Source organism: Rhodanobacter sp. UC4443_H10 (genome assembly GCF_052978325.1).
The window spans coordinates 1-15,225 of the sequence record NZ_CM129668.1 but is presented as its reverse complement, the minus strand read 5'-3'; the positions used below and the strand labels follow the sequence as shown (position 1 = coordinate 15,225).

The 15,225-nt window shown below is 66.5% G+C and carries 16 protein-coding genes and 1 tRNA gene; 4 read left to right on the top strand and 13 right to left on the bottom strand.

The features are described 5' to 3' along the window. Positions 1–43: 43 nt before the first annotated feature. From ychF to ACVCMB_RS00050, 8 genes are all read right to left on the bottom strand, one after another. Positions 44–1,132, bottom strand: coding sequence for a redox-regulated ATPase YchF (gene ychF / locus ACVCMB_RS00085; RefSeq protein ID WP_395117239.1), 1,089 nt, complete (start codon positions 1,130–1,132; stop codon positions 44–46). A gap of 88 nt (positions 1,133–1,220) precedes the next feature. After that, positions 1,221–1,802 (bottom strand): aminoacyl-tRNA hydrolase, encoded by a 582-nt coding sequence (gene pth, locus ACVCMB_RS00080; RefSeq protein ID WP_447099338.1) that lies wholly within the window; start codon positions 1,800–1,802, stop codon positions 1,221–1,223. A gap of 53 nt (positions 1,803–1,855) precedes the next feature. After that, positions 1,856–2,551 carry a 50S ribosomal protein L25/general stress protein Ctc gene (locus ACVCMB_RS00075; protein ID WP_447099339.1) on the bottom strand — a complete coding sequence of 232 codons (696 nt, stop codon included), beginning with the start codon at positions 2,549–2,551 and terminating at the stop codon, positions 1,856–1,858. 161 nt (positions 2,552–2,712) lie between these two features. Then, positions 2,713–3,654 (bottom strand): ribose-phosphate diphosphokinase, encoded by a 942-nt coding sequence (locus tag ACVCMB_RS00070; protein WP_395121353.1) that lies wholly within the window; start codon positions 3,652–3,654, stop codon positions 2,713–2,715. Positions 3,655–3,705: 51 nt separating this feature from the next. Beyond that, positions 3,706–3,782, bottom strand: a tRNA-Gln gene (locus tag ACVCMB_RS00065). Between the two features lie 40 nt (positions 3,783–3,822). Beyond that, the gene (ispE, locus tag ACVCMB_RS00060) at positions 3,823–5,202 is read right to left on the bottom strand and encodes a 4-(cytidine 5'-diphospho)-2-C-methyl-D-erythritol kinase (RefSeq protein WP_447105816.1); all 1,380 of its coding nucleotides are present in this window, start codon (positions 5,200–5,202) and stop codon (positions 3,823–3,825) included. 55 nt (positions 5,203–5,257) lie between these two features. Then, positions 5,258–5,863, bottom strand: a complete 606-nt coding sequence (lolB, locus tag ACVCMB_RS00055) for a lipoprotein insertase outer membrane protein LolB (protein ID WP_447100698.1) — start codon at positions 5,861–5,863, stop codon at positions 5,258–5,260. Next, entirely contained in the window at positions 5,860–7,551 is a 1,692-nt protein-coding gene (locus tag ACVCMB_RS00050; protein WP_447100699.1) for a tetratricopeptide repeat protein, read from the bottom strand. The genes lolB and ACVCMB_RS00050 overlap by 4 nt, the downstream gene beginning before the upstream one ends. 165 nt (positions 7,552–7,716) lie before the next feature. On the opposite strand from ACVCMB_RS00050, the gene hemA reads away from it, so the two are divergent. Next, entirely contained in the window at positions 7,717–8,988 is a 1,272-nt protein-coding gene (gene hemA / locus ACVCMB_RS00045) for a glutamyl-tRNA reductase (RefSeq protein ID WP_447105815.1), read from the top strand. Between the two features lie 70 nt (positions 8,989–9,058). Next, positions 9,059–10,138 (top strand): peptide chain release factor 1, encoded by a 1,080-nt coding sequence (prfA, locus tag ACVCMB_RS00040; protein WP_395117227.1) that lies wholly within the window; start codon positions 9,059–9,061, stop codon positions 10,136–10,138. A gap of 17 nt (positions 10,139–10,155) precedes the next feature. Here prfA and ACVCMB_RS00035 read toward each other — a convergent pair whose 3' ends face one another. The 3 genes from ACVCMB_RS00035 to ACVCMB_RS00025 are packed head-to-tail and all read right to left on the bottom strand — an operon-like array spanning position 10,156 to position 12,169. Continuing rightward, positions 10,156–10,422 (bottom strand): acylphosphatase, encoded by a 267-nt coding sequence (locus tag ACVCMB_RS00035; protein ID WP_395117226.1) that lies wholly within the window; start codon positions 10,420–10,422, stop codon positions 10,156–10,158. Further along, the gene (locus ACVCMB_RS00030; protein WP_395117225.1) at positions 10,422–10,895 is read right to left on the bottom strand and encodes a TlpA family protein disulfide reductase; all 474 of its coding nucleotides are present in this window, start codon (positions 10,893–10,895) and stop codon (positions 10,422–10,424) included. The genes ACVCMB_RS00035 and ACVCMB_RS00030 overlap by 1 nt, the downstream gene beginning before the upstream one ends. After that, complete coding sequence (locus ACVCMB_RS00025) at positions 10,892–12,169, bottom strand: YihY family inner membrane protein (RefSeq protein ID WP_447100701.1); 1,278 nt, start codon at positions 12,167–12,169, stop codon at positions 10,892–10,894. Before ACVCMB_RS00025 ends, ACVCMB_RS00030 begins: the two co-directional genes overlap by 4 nt. A 105-nt stretch (positions 12,170–12,274) precedes the next feature. Here ACVCMB_RS00025 and wrbA point away from each other — a divergent pair, with 105 nt between their 5' ends. Continuing rightward, positions 12,275–12,877, top strand: coding sequence for an NAD(P)H:quinone oxidoreductase (wrbA, locus tag ACVCMB_RS00020; RefSeq protein WP_395117223.1), 603 nt, complete (start codon positions 12,275–12,277; stop codon positions 12,875–12,877). Then, positions 12,874–13,248, top strand: a complete 375-nt coding sequence (locus ACVCMB_RS00015) for a DUF2069 domain-containing protein (RefSeq protein WP_447105814.1) — start codon at positions 12,874–12,876, stop codon at positions 13,246–13,248. The genes wrbA and ACVCMB_RS00015 overlap by 4 nt, the downstream gene beginning before the upstream one ends. A 75-nt stretch (positions 13,249–13,323) precedes the next feature. On the opposite strand, the gene ACVCMB_RS00010 is transcribed toward ACVCMB_RS00015, so the two are convergent. Together ACVCMB_RS00010 and ACVCMB_RS00005 are read right to left on the bottom strand one after the other, a co-directional pair. Continuing rightward, a complete protein-coding gene (locus ACVCMB_RS00010; RefSeq protein WP_447105813.1) occupies positions 13,324–14,163 on the bottom strand; it encodes a hypothetical protein in 840 nt (279 codons plus the stop codon). An 89-nt stretch (positions 14,164–14,252) separates the two neighbouring features. Further along, positions 14,253–15,035 (bottom strand): HNH endonuclease, encoded by a 783-nt coding sequence (locus tag ACVCMB_RS00005; RefSeq protein WP_447105812.1) that lies wholly within the window; start codon positions 15,033–15,035, stop codon positions 14,253–14,255. Between the last annotated feature and the right edge of the window lie 190 nt (positions 15,036–15,225).

The window sequence follows — 15,225 nt, the reverse complement described above, 5'->3', positions numbered from 1 at the left end:
AGTGCGCTCCCACGATCTTGCGGCGGGCATAGCCCGCTGGTCGTCAGACGTTGAACAGGAAGTGCAGCACGTCGCCGTCCTTGACGATGTAGTCCTTGCCTTCCTTGCGCAGACGCCCGGCGGCGGCGGCGCCGGCTTCGCCCTTGTACTGGATGAAGTCGTCGTAGGAGACGGTTTCGGCGCGGATGAAGCCTTTCTCGAAATCGCTGTGGATCACGCCTGCAGCCTGTGGCCCGGTGGCGCCGCGCTTCACCTGCCACGCGCGCACTTCCTTCACGCCGGCGGTGAAATAGGTCTGCAGGTCGAGCAGCTTGTAGCCGGCGCGGATCACCCGGTTCAGGCCCGGCTCGTCCAGGCCCATGTCCTTCAGGAACTCGTCGCGGTCGGCTTCGTCGAGTTGCGCCAGTTCCTCCTCGATGGCCGCACACACCGGCACCACCTCGGCACCCTCGGCGACGGCGCGCTCGCGCACGGCATCCAGCAACGGGTTGTTCTCGAAGCCGTCGTCGGCGACGTTGGCGATGTACATCAGCGGCTTCAGGGTGAGCAGGAACAGGTCACGCACCAGCGCCTTCTCTTCCTCGTCCAGGCCGAGGCTGCGCGCGGACTTGCCTTCGTTGAGCCCGGCGGCCAGCTTCTGCAGCACCGGCTTCTTCGCCAACGCATCCTTGTCGTTCGCCTTGGCCGCGCGCTCGGCGCGGTTCAGCGCCTTGTCCACCGACTCCAGGTCGGCCAGCGCCAGCTCGGTGTCGATGGTCTCGATGTCGGCGATCGGATCGACCTTGCCGGCGACGTGGATCACGTCGCCCTCGAAGCAGCGCACCACGTGGGCGATCGCGTCGACCTCGCGGATGTGGGCCAGGAACTTGTTGCCCAGGCCCTCGCCCTTCGACGCGCCGGCGACCAGGCCGGCGATGTCGACGAACTCCACCGCGGTCGGCACCACCTTCTGCGGGTTGACGATCGCCGCCAACGCATTCAGCCGCGGGTCCGGCACCGGCACCACGCCCACGTTCGGCTCGATCGTGCAGAACGGAAAATTGGCCGCCGCGATGCCGGCCTTGGTCAGCGCGTTGAACAGGGTGGACTTGCCGACGTTGGGCAGTCCGACGATGCCGCATTTGATGCCCATGGATTTGATTCCGGGAATAGGGAATAGGGAATAGGGAATAGGAAAAGCGGGGGTCGGGATGCTCTTGCGACTCCCTATTCCCCATTCCCTATTCCCTCGTCGTGTGCAACTGCTGCATCGCCTTGTCGAACTGCCCGTCCACCGCCAGCGGCAGCACGTCCAGGGCGCGCGCGACGCCGTCCAGGATGGCGGTTTCGTCCGTGGCGGAAGGCCGGCCCAGCACCCACGGCGTGACCTGATCCTTGTGGCCGGGGTGGCCGATGCCCACGCGCAAGCGATGGAACTTGCCGTGGCCGAGGTGGCCCATGATGTCGCGCAGGCCGTTCTGCCCACCGTGGCCGCCGTCGAACTTCAGGCGCACGGTGCCGGGCGGCAGGTCCAGGTCGTCATGCGCGACCAGACATTGTTCGGGTTCGATCTTGTAATAGCGCAGCGCCGAAACCACGGCGATGCCGCTCTTGTTCATGAAGGTGGCGGGCTTGAGCAGCCAGACCGGTTCGCCGCCAAGGCGCACGCGGCAGCTCTCGCCATGCAGCTTGCCGTCGAAGGCGAACCGCTCGCCCTGGCCGCCGGCGAGGGCGTCCACCAGCCAGAACCCGGCATTGTGCCGGGTTCTGAGGTATTCGGCGCCGGGATTGCCCAGCCCGACGATGAGTTTCAATCCAGCCATTGCGCAGCCAGCCATGCATGGCCCCGCGCCGGTCTGGCGCGGGGCCGCACGACTTACTTCTTGTCGGCAGCCGGCTTGGCGTCGGACTTCGCACCCGGCTTGGCAGCCGCGGCCTTGGTCGCTTCGGCCTCGGCTTCGGCAGCGTCTTCCGCGACATCCGCGGCGCTTTCCTTGACCGCGTTCACGGTCACCACGGCGACGTCGTGGGCTTCACCCAGCAGCAAAGCCGGCAGTTCCACGTTCGCCGGCAGCTTCAGCTGCGACAGGTGAATGATGTCGCCGGCCTGCAGCGCGCCCAGATCCAGCTCGATGAACGCCGGCAGATCCTTCGGCAGGCAGCTGACTTCCACTTCGGTCAGGTTGTGCGAGATCACCACGCCGGACATCTTGCCGGCCGGCGACAGTTCCTTGTTCAGGAAATGCAGCGGCACGTTGGCGCGCAGCCTCGCGTTCTCGTCGATGCGCTGGAAATCCATGTGCATCATCAGCTGCTTGAACGGATGCTTCTGCCAGTCGCGCACCAGCACCTTCTGCACCCTGCCGTCGACGTTCAGGTCGAGGATCGAGGAGAAGAACCATTCGTTCTTGGCGGCGAGCAGGATGGTGTTGTGCTCGATCTGGATGCTTTCCGGCGGCTGGCTGCCACCGTAGACGACGGCCGGCACGAAGCTCGCGCGACGCAGGCGGCGGCTCGCACCTTTCCCCTCGTCCTTGCGGCTCTGCGCCTTGATTTCATGAGTCTGGGTCATTGTTTTATTACCTTGGGTTGCGTTTTCCGCCTTGCGACGGATGGGTGACTCTCCCGCGACCAGGAGAGCCCTTGGAGGGGAATAGGGAATGGAGAATAGGGAATAGGAAAAGCGTGGGTGCGGCTCTTCGATTCCCTATTCCCTACTCCCTATTCCCGGATTCAATCCACGTACAGCGAACTCACCGACTCGCCGAAGGCGATGCGGCGAATGGTTTCAGCCAGCAGTTCGGCGACGGAGAGCTGGCGGATCTTGCTGCAGGCCTGGACTTCGGGGCGCAACGGCAAGGTGTTGGTGACCACCAGCCGGTCGAGCTGGGAGCCTTCGATGTTGCTGATCGCCGCGCCGGACAGCACCGGATGCACGCAGTAGGCGACCACCTTGCGGGCGCCGCGCTCCTTGAGAGCTGCAGCGGCCGCGCACAAGGTGCCGGCAGTATCGACGATGTCGTCGACCATGACGCAGGTCTTGCCTTCGACGTCGCCGATGATGTTCATCACGGTGGAGACGTTGGCGCGCGGACGGCGCTTGTCGATGATCGCCAGGTCGGCGTCGTCCAGCCGCTTGGCGATCGCCCGGGCACGCACCACGCCGCCCACGTCCGGGCTGACCACGATCAGGTCTTCCATGCTGTACTTGCGCCAGATGTCGGCCAGCAGCACCGGTGAGGCGTACACGTTGTCGACCGGGATGTCGAAGAAGCCCTGGATCTGGTCGGCATGCAGGTCCACCGTCAGCACCCGGTCCACGCCCGCGGCGCCGATCATGCGGGCGGCCAGCTTGGCGGTGATCGGCACCCGCGCCGAGCGCGGCCGGCGATCCTGCCGGGCGTAGCCGAAGTACGGGATCACCGCCGTGACGCTGGCCGCCGAGGCGCGCTTGAGCGCGTCGGTGAGCGCCAGCAGCTCGAACAGGTTCACCGCGCTGGGCGCACCGGTTGGCTGGATCACGAACACTTCCTGCCGGCGCACGTTCTCCTCGATCTCGATCTGCACCTCGCCGTCGCTGAAGGTGCCGACCAGGGCCTTGCCCAGCGGCACGCCCAGGCGGTGGGCGACATCCTCGGCCAATGCGCGATGCGCATTGCCGGTGAACAGCATCATCGGGGTGGACGTGTCCACGGTGCTACCTCGAAAACTCAGCCAACAATGAAGTGGCTGGGGCGGCAGGATTCGAACCTGCGAATGCGGGAATCAAAATCCCGTGCCTTAACCAGCTTGGCGACGCCCCAGTGTCTTGGTGTATTCGGTCGTGCCTTTGCCTGAAATCCGTCAACTTGCGCGTTGCCGCGCCAGCGCCTGATGCAGCGGCGAGACATCCATCCCGCTCGCCACGTGTACCCTGAATGTCGCCGGACAACGTTCTGCGATGGCGTGGGCACGCGCGAGCGAGCGCAGCTCCAGGAACATGCAGCCGCCGGTACCCGAAAGCCTCGCCGTGCCGAAACCGCCCAGCCACGCCAGCGCTGCCGCGACCCGCGGGTAACGCGCCCGCACGACCGGCTCGAAGGCGTTCTCGACCGTTGCGCCGGAAACAAAGGACGAAATTGTCGCCCGCGGCGCATTTCGTGTCAATTCAGGCGCTTGAAAGAGCGCTGCAGTAGGCACCTGCTCGCGCGGGTCGAGCACCACGTAATGCCTTCGCGGCAGATGGATCGGGCTGAGCCGCTCGCCGACGCCCTCGGCCCAGGCCGAACGTCCGCGCACGAATACCGGCACGTCGGCGCCGAGCTGGCCGCCCAGCGCGGCCAGGCTGTCCTCGTCCAGATCCAGCCGCCACAGGTGATTGAGCGCCACCAGCACGGTGGCCGCGTCGGAACTGCCGCCGCCGAGGCCGCCGCCCATCGGGATGCGCTTGTCGACGGCGAGATCCGCGCCCAGCGCACAACCGGCATGCTGCTGCAGCAAGCGGGCCGCGCGCACGACCAGGTCGTCCGACTCGGCCACCCCCAGCGCGCCGTGCAGGCGCTTCACTTCGCCATCGTCGCGCACCCGCAGGCGCACTTCGTCACCCCAGTCCAGCAGGCGGAACACGGTCTGCAGCTCGTGGTAGCCGTCGGCACGGCGACCGGTGATGCGCAGGAACAGGTTCAGCTTGGCCGGCGCGGGCCATGCGGTCCATTCACCGCGCGCCGGCGTGGCCAGCGGGCGGCTCATGAAGACGCGCAGGTCGTCGGGAAAACCGTGCTCGCGATCGCGTTGGCGGGCGTTGGCGAACGCCGGGGCGTTCTTGTCGACCACCGCGAAACCATGCCGTGCGTAGAACGGCGCGTTCCACGGCACGTCGGCAAGGGTGCCCAGATCCACCCGCCGATAGCCCGCCTCGCGCGCCCAGTTGCAGGCGTGTTCGAGCAGGGCCGCGCCGATGCCGCGGCGACCATGCCCGGGCAGCACGTCGATCTCGGCGACGCCGATCGCACCGTCGCCCGGCTCCTCGTCCAGCCAGATGAAGCCGAGCGGATCGCCCGCTTCATCCGGCGCCACCCAGACCAGGCCGCGCTCGACAGCCTGCCGCAGCAGTTCGACCGGCATCGACACCGCCGCGTACGCCGGCCACGCCGGATGGCCGCGAAACAGCTGCACGGCCTTGCGCTCGATCGCACACAGGGCGGCGACATGGCCCGGCTGGGCACGGTCGATGTGGACGTTCATGGATGGCAGCGGCGCACCGTCGGCAGGGCGCAAAGCCTAACCCAACCGACGGCGCTTACCGAAACTGCCAGGATTCGATCGACAGCCGCACCTTGTACGGCGGTCGCGCGGCGTAGACCTTGGTCGGCAACGGCGGATCGCGGGTTTCGTCCCAGCTGCGGTATTCCACCGACCAGCCGTCCTGCCGCAGCAGCGACGGCAGCCGGTTCTCGCCGAAGCGGATTTCCGCCGGACCGCCAGCGGCACGCAGGCCCAGCACCCACGCGCGCAACTCGCGCAGCGGCACTTCCCAGCCCAGTGCCTTGCGCATCAGCGCCTCGGCGTCGTTGCCGCGCAGCGGCCCGCCGTCCAGCCCTTCGAGCAAGGCATCGTGCGCATCGCCGCTGAGCCGGAAACTCTTGCCGGTCACCGGCGCGCGCAGCACGAACTCGTAACGCGCGCCGTCCTGGCTCCAGCTGAAGCTGCCGCTGCCGCCTTCGTGGCCATCCGACACGCCCAGCCGGCCTTGCAGCGACCAGTGCCCGGCGTCGGACAGCGCGTGTTCGCGCGCGCGCTGGGCGGCAAGCAGGCCGGCGTCGCCGGGCATGCGTACCGCCGGCGCGCAGGCGGCCAACAGCAACGGCAGCAGCAATGCCGCGCCGTACGCGGTGATCCGGCTCAAGGATGCGCTCCGACCGGCAGCAGGCGCTTCAGGGCATCGCGCAGGGCGAGGCTGTGCGGGTCGAGCTTGCGCACCTCGTCGAACACCTGCTGCGCATCGTGGCGACGGCCCTGCTTCCACAGCACTTCGCCCAGATGCACGCCGACATCGGCGTCCTTGCGCGCCAGCCAGGCGCCGCGCAGGGTTTGCTCGGCCTGCGCCAGATGGCCGAGGCGATATTGCAGCCAACCCCACGAATCGGCGATGGCCGGATCGTCGGGCTTGGCCGCGCGCGCGACCTGCAGCAGCTTCTTCGCCTCGGCCAGGTCGCGATTGGCGTCGGCCAGGGTGTAGCCCAGCGCGTTGCTGGCATCGATGTCGCCGGGCTTGATCTTCAGCAGGTGCTGGAAATCCTTCACCGCCAGGTCGATCTGGCCGGCTTGGGCATAGGCCAGGCCGCGACCGTAGAGCAGGCCGGGATCGTCGGGCATCACCTGCAGGGCGCGGCCGAACGCGGTTTCCGCCTGTGCGTAGTCCTGCTCGCGCAGGTACAGCTCGGCATCGGCCTGCAAGGCCTGACTCAGTTGCTCGGGCTGTTCGAGGTAGTCGATTTCCAGCTGGGCGAGCAACTGATGCGCCTGTTCGCGCTTGCCCTGCGTGTGCAGGATCAGCGCACTGCGTATCGCGGCGTCGAACGCATGCGGATCGTCGTCGCCGACCTGCTCGTACCAGTCCAGCGCCTCGGCCTCGCGATGCTGCATCTCGGCCAGCTGACCGAGCAGGTAGCTGCTCTGCACGCGCACGTCGGGCGGGGCCTGCTGCAACTGGCGGTACAGCGTGGCCAGGGCCTTCGCGTCCTGGTGGCGGGCGGCCAACCCCGCGCGCATGGCGTAGGTGTCGGCGTCCTGCGTGCCGTGCGCGAGCAGCCGGCTGGCGGCCGCGTCGTCACCCGACGCGCTGAGCAGGCCGGCGTAGGCCAGGCGCAGGCGCGTATCGGACGGTGCCTGTGCCAGCGCCTTGCGCAACAGCTCCTGCGCGCCGGCACGGTCGCCGTCCTTGGCTTTCATTTGCGCGGCCCAGGCGTAGGTCTCGGCGTTGTGGAAGCGCTGCACCGCCGCCGTGGCGATCTGCTGCGCATAGGCATGGCGGCCGAGCTTGTCGCCCAGTTCGCTCATCGCCAGCCAGGCCTTGGGGTCGGCCGGCAATCGCGCCGGCACGGCCAGCGCCTCCAGCAGGCGCGCCGCCTGCGCCTGGTCGCGCGCGCCCAGCAGCACGCGGCCGAACTGGCGCCAGGCATCCTTGTCGCCGCTGGTGACCAAGCGTTCCAGCTGCTGTTCCGCCTCGGTCGCATTGCCCTGGTCGAGTGCCAGCTCGGCGCGCGCGCGGGCAATGGATGCGGGCTTGGCGCCCAAGGCCTGCCAGCGGTCCAGCGCGCGGCCGGCCGCCTCGCCGTGATGCACGGCGATGGCCAGCTCCGCTGCCCGCTCGGCAACGGCGGGATCGGTGCTGAGGGCCATCGCCTTGTCGTAATGAGCCGACGCGGCGGGCAGATCGGTGTTCCCCAACGCCATTTCGCCGGCCAGCAACTGCGCCAGCAAGTCGTGGTCGGCATCCGGCGTGGCCACCACCAGATGCGCCAGCGGCTGCGGCGTCGGCGCGGCCTGCGGACGCAGCGGCGCCGTGGTGCAGGCGCCCAGCGCGAGCGCCATTGCGGCCAGTGCCGTAAAATGCCGCAGTTGCTTGAACTTGTTCGACCCGCTCCGCACACTGTTCTCCGTCAACCGACCTGCTGCAGCCGTATCCGCGATGATCGGCGCTCGCGCCAAGCTTAGCCTACGCCGCCAAACTCCTGCCGCCGAGATATCCGCCATCCCATGCCACTGATCGCCCTCGGGCTCAATCACCTCACCGCGCCGGTCAGCCTGCGCGAGCAGGTGGCGTTCGATGAGGACGCCGCCAGCGCAGCGCTGCGCGAGCTGGCCAGCGAGCCGGGCATCGAGGAGGCGATGATCCTGTCCACCTGCAACCGCACCGAGCTGTACGTGGGCGTGGCCGAAGGTGCCGAGGACATCCCGCAGGTGTGGTTGAACCGTCATCATCATCTGACCCCCGGCAAACTCGATGAGTTCCTTTATCGGCATGAGGAACGCGATGCGGTACGCCACGTGTTCCGCGTCGCCACCGGGCTGGATTCGATGGTGCTGGGCGAGCCGCAGATCCTGGGTCAGGTGAAGGACGCCTACCAGCAGGCGCGCCTGGCGCATGCGCTGAAGGCGCCCATGGATCGCCTGCTGCAGCACACCTTCGCGGTGGCCAAGCGGGTGCGCACCGACACCCGCATCGGCGCGCATACGGTGTCGGTGGCATTCACCGCGGTGCGCCTGGCCGAGCAGGTATTCACCGACCTGGAACAGGCCTGCATACTGCTGATCGGCGCCGGCGACACCATCGAGCTGGCCGCGCGCCACCTGACCGAACGCCACGCCCGCCGCCTGATCGTGGCCAACCGCACGCTGGAAACCGCGCAGGATCTGGCCGGCCGCTACGGCGGCTACGCGGTGGCACTGGCCGACCTGCCGCAGCACCTGGCCGAGGCGGACATCGTGATCTCCTCCACTGCGGCGCGGCAGCCGATCGTCACCCGCACGATGGTCGGGCAGGCAATGGCGAGCCGCCGGCGCAAGCCGATGTTCATGGTGGACATCGCGGTGCCGCGCGACATCGAGGAATCCGTCGCCGAACTGCCGGACGTCTATCTCTACGGCATCGACGACCTGCGCCAGGTGATCGACGACAACCGCCGCTCGCGCGAAACGGCCGCCCGCGAGGCGGATGCGATCATCGACCTGCAAGTCGACCGCTACATGGCCTGGCGCCGCGCGTTGACCACGAAGAACCCCGCCCTGGACATGCGCCAGCACGCCGAGGTCTACCGCGACGAGGTGCTGGGCAAGGCCCGCGCGATGCTCGCCCACGGCAAGTCGCCGGACGAGGCACTGGCCTTTCTCGCCAACACGCTGACCAACAAGCTGCTGCACCATCCCAGCGCGCGCTTGCGCGAAGCCGCCCTGAGCGGCGATCTCGACCTGCTGCACGCCGCGGGGCGGCTGTACGGGCTTGATTCAGAAGCGAGTGATGAGAAGTGAGAAGTGAGAGAAAGCATCGCTCCGGCCCTCTCTTTTCTCACTCCTCTCCACTCACTTCTCGCCCCTCCCCATGACCCCCTCGATCCGCCGCAAGCTCGAAGCACTCGCCGAGCGCCACCAGGAAATCGGCCTGCTGCTGTCGCAGCCCGAGGTGCTGGCCGACAACAGCCGCTTTCGCGAGCTGTCGCAGGAGTACGCCCAGCTGGAACCGATCGCCGGTTCGCTGCGCGAGCACGAGCGCGCCGAGCGTGATCTGGCCGAATCGCGCGCGATGCTGGACGATCCCGAATTGCGCGAGATGGCCGTCGACGACGTCGCCCGCCTGGAGCGCCGCCTGCAGGATCTCGACGGCGAACTGCAGCTGTTGCTGCTGCCGAAGGACCCGCGCGACGAGGCCAATCTCTATCTGGAAGTGCGCGCCGGCACCGGTGGCGACGAGGCGGCGATTTTCGCCGGCGACCTGTTCCGCATGTACGTGCGCTACGCCGAGAGCCGCCGCTGGCACGTCGAGGTGCTCAGCGAGCACGCCGGCGAGCACGGCGGCTACAAGGAGATCGTGGCGCGCATCGAGGGCAAGGGCGCGTACTCGCAACTGAAGTTCGAATCGGGCACGCACCGCGTGCAGCGCGTGCCGGAAACCGAATCGCAGGGCCGCATCCATACCTCGGCCGCGACCGTCGCGATCCTGCCGGAGCTGGACGAGATCGACGAGATCGAGATCAACCCGGCCGACCTGAAAGTGGACACCTTCCGCGCCTCCGGCGCCGGCGGCCAGCACGTCAACAAGACCGACTCGGCAATCCGCATCACCCACCTGCCCTCCGGCACCGTGGTGGAGTGCCAGGACGAACGCAGTCAGCACAAGAACCGCGCGCGCGCGATGAGCCTGCTGAAGGCGCGCCTGCTCGACGAGGCGCAAGGCAAGCAGGCCGCCGCGCAGGCGCAGGAACGGCGCCTGCAGGTGGGCTCCGGCGACCGCAGCCAGCGCATCCGCACCTACAACTACCCGCAGGGCCGCATCACCGACCACCGCATCAACCTCACCCTCTACCGCCTGCCCGAGATCATGCAGGGCGACCTGGGCGAACTGATCGACACGCTGACCCGCGAACACCAGGCCGACCAGTTGCAGGCCCTCGGCGGCGCCTGAGCCCCTCCCAGAGCAGGCTAGGCGGTGTGGAAACCGTGCAGCTCCCGTTCGGGCAGATCCTCGCGATCGACCGCGGTCACCTCGGCCGCGGGAGGGCCTTGCCACAGCCACTGCTCCAGCGCGTCGAGCGCCTCGGCGCGCCCGCCGACAAGCACCTCGACGCGACCGTCATCCAGGTTCCTCGCGTGACCGGCAATGCCCAGCGTCAGCGCCTGCTCGCGGGTGCTGGCGCGAAAGAACACGCCCTGCACGCGACCGTCCACGAGAAACCGCGCCGTCGGCATCAGTCCGCCCCGATCCACTGCTTGAGCAGGGCCTCGGTGACCGGCCCCAGCTTCCGCTGCGCCACCTTGCCCTGCGGGTCGATCAGGTAGGTCATCGGCAGGCCGCGCGGCGCGTCGAAATCCTTCAGCGGCTTGTCCACGGTGACCTGGGCGATCGGATAGACCACCGGGTGCCTGGCCAGGAACGCCTTGATGTCGGCCGTGTCGCTGTCCTCGTAGGCCAGCCCGATCGCGCGCACGTTCTGGTGCGCGGCGACGAAGTGCGAGATGTCCGGCATTTCCTTGATGCACGGCACGCACCAGGTCGCCCAGTAGTTGACGATGACCCAGTGCCCGCGCTGCGCGGCCAGGTCGAAGCTCTTGCCATCGAGCGTGCTGACCTTGAGCGTTGGCTGCTCCGGCATCGCGGCCTGCAACGGAGTGACGAAAGCCAGCGCCAGGGCGACGGCGGCGAAACGGCTCAGCAGCATCATGCGGGGAGTTCCTCGGTGTCGGCGGCCGGGTCGGCGGCCGGGGGATAGATCTGGTCGAGCCGGGTGCCCAGCTTCGAGTGCAACGCGGCGGCCACCTCGTCGAGCAGAAGCAGCAGTTCCGCCGGCAGCACCACGTTCATCGCCGTGGCTTCCTCGCGCGGTTGCAGCGGCAGGCGATGATGAGTGCAACGATACAGCCGCAGCAGGTCGGTGCTGTCCAGGCTGCGACAGAGCAGCCAGCCGCCCGCCTCCCCGCGCTGGATCAGATCGGCGTCCTGCAGGTCGTCGAAATAGCCGGCGACCGCACCCGCGCTGAGGCTCGGCGCGCCCAGGCGCACCTCGGCCACGTCCACGCACGCACCCTTGCGCTGCGCGTCGACGAACACCCCCAGCACCACCAGCAGGCCCAGGAACTCGGCCCCTGCCGGCAGGGTTGCGGAGGGCGGCACGTACTCGTAGGCGGAGATCGACGCCGCCACCGAGGCGGCCAGGATCACGATCACCCACGACAGGTAGATCCACAGCAGGAAGATCGGGATCGTCGCCAGCACGCCGTAGATCTGCTGGTAGGTCTGCGCGTGCCCCACGAACTGGCCGAAGCCCCAGCGCGCGATCTCGAACAGCACCGCGCCCAGCAGCGCGCCGATCGCCGCGTCGCGACGCGACACCCGCGTGTTGGGGATCACTGCGTACATCAGCCACAACGTGCAGAAGGTCACCAGGAACGGCAGCGTCGCCAGCAGGCTGGCGCCGATCGAGTGGATCTGGCCGGCCGCCACGCTGAGGAACGGCATCGCGGTGACGTACGACGTGGTGGCGATGCCGCCGCCGACCAGGATCGGCCCCAGCGTCAGCGCGGCCCAGTACAGCAGCAGGCGCGAACTCCAGCGACGCGCCTGGTGCACGCGCCAGATCCGGTTGAGCCGGTCCTCGATGCTGATCATCATCGACAGCGCGCTGAACAGCATCACCAGGATGCTGACGCCGGTGAGCCCTTTGGCGTTGTCGGCGAAACTCTGCAGCGCCGCCTGCACCTTTTCGCCGGCCGTCGGCACGAAATTGTTGAAGACGAAATTGAGCAGCGTGTCGCGCGCGCCCGCGAACACCGGGAACACCGCGAACATCGCCAGCACCGCCACCGTCAGCGGCACCAGCGACACCAGCGTGGTGTAGGACAGCGCGCCGGCCGTCTCGAAGCACTTGTCGTCGATGAAGCGCTGCCACACGAAGCGGCGGAAATAGCGCATGCGATCGGGATCGAAGCGGCGGGCCATCGCTATCCTCGGGTTGTCGCGGCAGCCTGCCGCTTCCGGTGTTCGGGGTATCGGCCGGTACACTAGCCCATTGCCCGTGAACGCCTCAACGCGTGGAATCGCCGCATGGCCCGAGAAATCCTGGTGTTGTATTACAGCCGCAGCGGACACACCGCCCAACTGGCGCGCCTGATCGCGCGTGGTATCGAGGAGGTACCCGGCATGCGCGCGCGCCTGCGCCAGGTGCCGCCGGTGGCGCCGGTGACCGACATCGCGCAGCCGCCGGAACCGGAGGACGGCGCGCCATACGTGACCAAGCAGGATCTGCTCGACTGCGTCGCACTCGCCATGGGCAGCCCCACCCGCTTCGGCAACATGGCCGCGCCGCTGAAATATTTCCTCGACACCACCGGCGCCGAATGGGCCAGCGGCGCGCTGGCCGGCAAGCCGGCGGCGCTGTTCACCTCCACCAGCACCATGCACGGCGGCCAGGAATCCACCCTGCTCTCGATGGCGCTGCCGCTGCTGCATCACGGCATGCTGATCGTCGGCGTGCCGTACACCGAGCCGGCACTGACGAGCACGCAGAGCGGCGGCACCCCCTACGGCGCCAGCCACGTCGCCGGCGCCAAGGGCGACAACCCGATCAGCGAACACGAGCGCGAGCTGGCCCGCGCGCTGGGCCGCCGCCTGGCCGACGTGGCCCGCCGCCTGGCGGACACGCCATGACCTCCGCCACGCACGCGCCCATCCTTCCCGTCTATCGCGTGGGCCTGACCGCCTGGGCCTTGCTCGTCGTGCTGCAGCTCGTCTGGCATGCGTGGCTGGTGCCATCGCAGAGCATGCCGCTGACCCTGCTGCTGGCGATCACCGTCATCCCGCTACTGCTGCCCCTGCTCGCCATCCGCGACGTGCGCCGCGCCCTGCTCTGGGTCGGCATCCTCAGCCTGTTCTACTTTTGCCACGGCGTGTCCGAGGCATGGAGTTCGGCCGGCGAACGCTGGTTGGCGGTGGCGGAGATCGTGCTGACGGTGTTGCTGATCGCGGCGCTGGGCGCCGGGGTGAAGCGGCGACCTGCTTCGCCGCCAAGGCACGATTGAGCGGCAGCGTCGCGTTTGGCCGCCATTGCCAGTCCGGTGGAAATCAGGGTCAACCGAGATTATTACCCGCACTTCTCACTGTCGGGGCGCTCTGCCTTCGGCCAGCAGTCGCTCGCGCACGCTGCGTTTCGCTTCTTCCCACGACCTACCTGCTGCTGTTTCAGCCTTGAAGTACGTCATAAGTGCCTCCGTATTGGCCGCCGTGACGACTTTATAAGCGGGGTCAATGGGTTCACGGATCTTGACGCGCCTTCTGAACAACTTAGAGAGTAGGAGGTTCTGTGCTTCCACGGTGAGATCATGGGTGTAGGTCCGCAAGGTAGTTCGGGCATCTCCGTAACTATTTACCAATGCCTTGAGCTCGGCAAGCTTCTCATTGCTAGGTAGAGGTTGGGAAATTGTTGTGCCATCGAGCATCTCAACAGGGAGAAGGCGAACGACTTCTTGGAATAAAGGCGCAAACGCATCTTCGATGTCGCGATTTGCCGAAGAGAACGCTACTCGGAAAAGTTCGGCCGCCGGGAACGCGATCTCCCAGTCTTCTATGGTTACGATGAGTTCTGTCAGCGCCGAAGAAGCTTCGTAATGGAGCTTTGATAGCTGCTGGGCCCTCAGACTCGACGCCTCGTGAGGTAACCCGACCTGCGCCGCCCAAGTTGCGGATTCAATGTCGCGAATAATAGACCTCGCATACGCCCCCGCCTCAGAATCGGCGTCTGAGAATGATCGAGCCTTTTCACCGAGAAGTTCATAGACCCGCAGCCTCAGTGCTTCTCGGGCATTGGATCGTTGTAGTTTGAGCGACCCTTTGTGTTGCTTTCCCAGCTGGTAGAGAACTACACCGACACTAACGACCAAACCGATGGTGGTTACACCAACAGCTGCCCAATCCGCCGCACTACCGATGTCCGCCACTGTGCTCCCCTTAGGACCTCGACTAGATTTGCTCTGTGGCTACTTCCGCCCGCGCTAGAAGAGTCTGTTCTACCACCTAACGCTTGAGCTCAACCGCCGGCAGCCCGAGTAGCGAGTTGCCGGTCGGCTGCAGCGATCTGTTGGGCGGCTGTCTTCCACTGATGCGCCAGCGCAATGCTGACTCGTTGAACTGTTTTACTAGGCAGGCGTGCTCCGGTAAGAATTGAGCTGTAATTTTTTGAAACTTCGCGAACTACAATAACCGTGCCTGATGGATCAATGACGAAACATCCGCTGTCGTAAAGCCTGTGGATATCGGAGCGAAGAAGTATTCCATTTCCCACTACCTCTGCGCCGCACATCTTCGACGGAATAATGTGCGCAGCTTCCAGCGCCTCATTCATTGACTCTTTAGATATGACACAGCACCTATCAAATGCCAGTAACGCGGCGCGGAAGATATCCTGCTCACGTTGAAGCCGTGAGTAATACTCACGCTTCGCCTCTTTGAACAAATCACTAGCAAGGCGCTCCCAAGAGGCTTCGCCGTTCCGATCTTTGTCGTCGTTATCGTACCAAGTTGCGCTGCCATTCGGCGCCGACTCTCGGAAACGAATGACAGACTTACCCCAACATGCATCGTCAAACCCGATATGGGTGTTCTTCGAATGATCGTAGAACACCGTTATTTCGACTTCGCTATTGCCGGACCTACGCACCTGAGACGTTGTGTTGTAAGTGACCATTCGACGCTCATTCGGCCACCATTCTGATGTTGCCGTGATCTCCGCGCCCGCCAAGAGTGCGGCAACGTCAAGCTGCACATATTCGTCGGCAGAATCCCAGTGTATGACAATACCGTGTGGCTCCATTCAAGTCCCCCAAGATGTAACCGGTGACGTCCAACGCTATGTAGATTTCGAAATGCAGTCTAACCCCGCAACCCACCACCTGCTCGTCCCCGTACACGATATGGCTCCGGCCTCCTCAGACCAACAAGTTGCAGCGCTTGGTGCATCTTAATACCGCCGTCAATTCCACCGTGTTTTCACCCGGAATGAC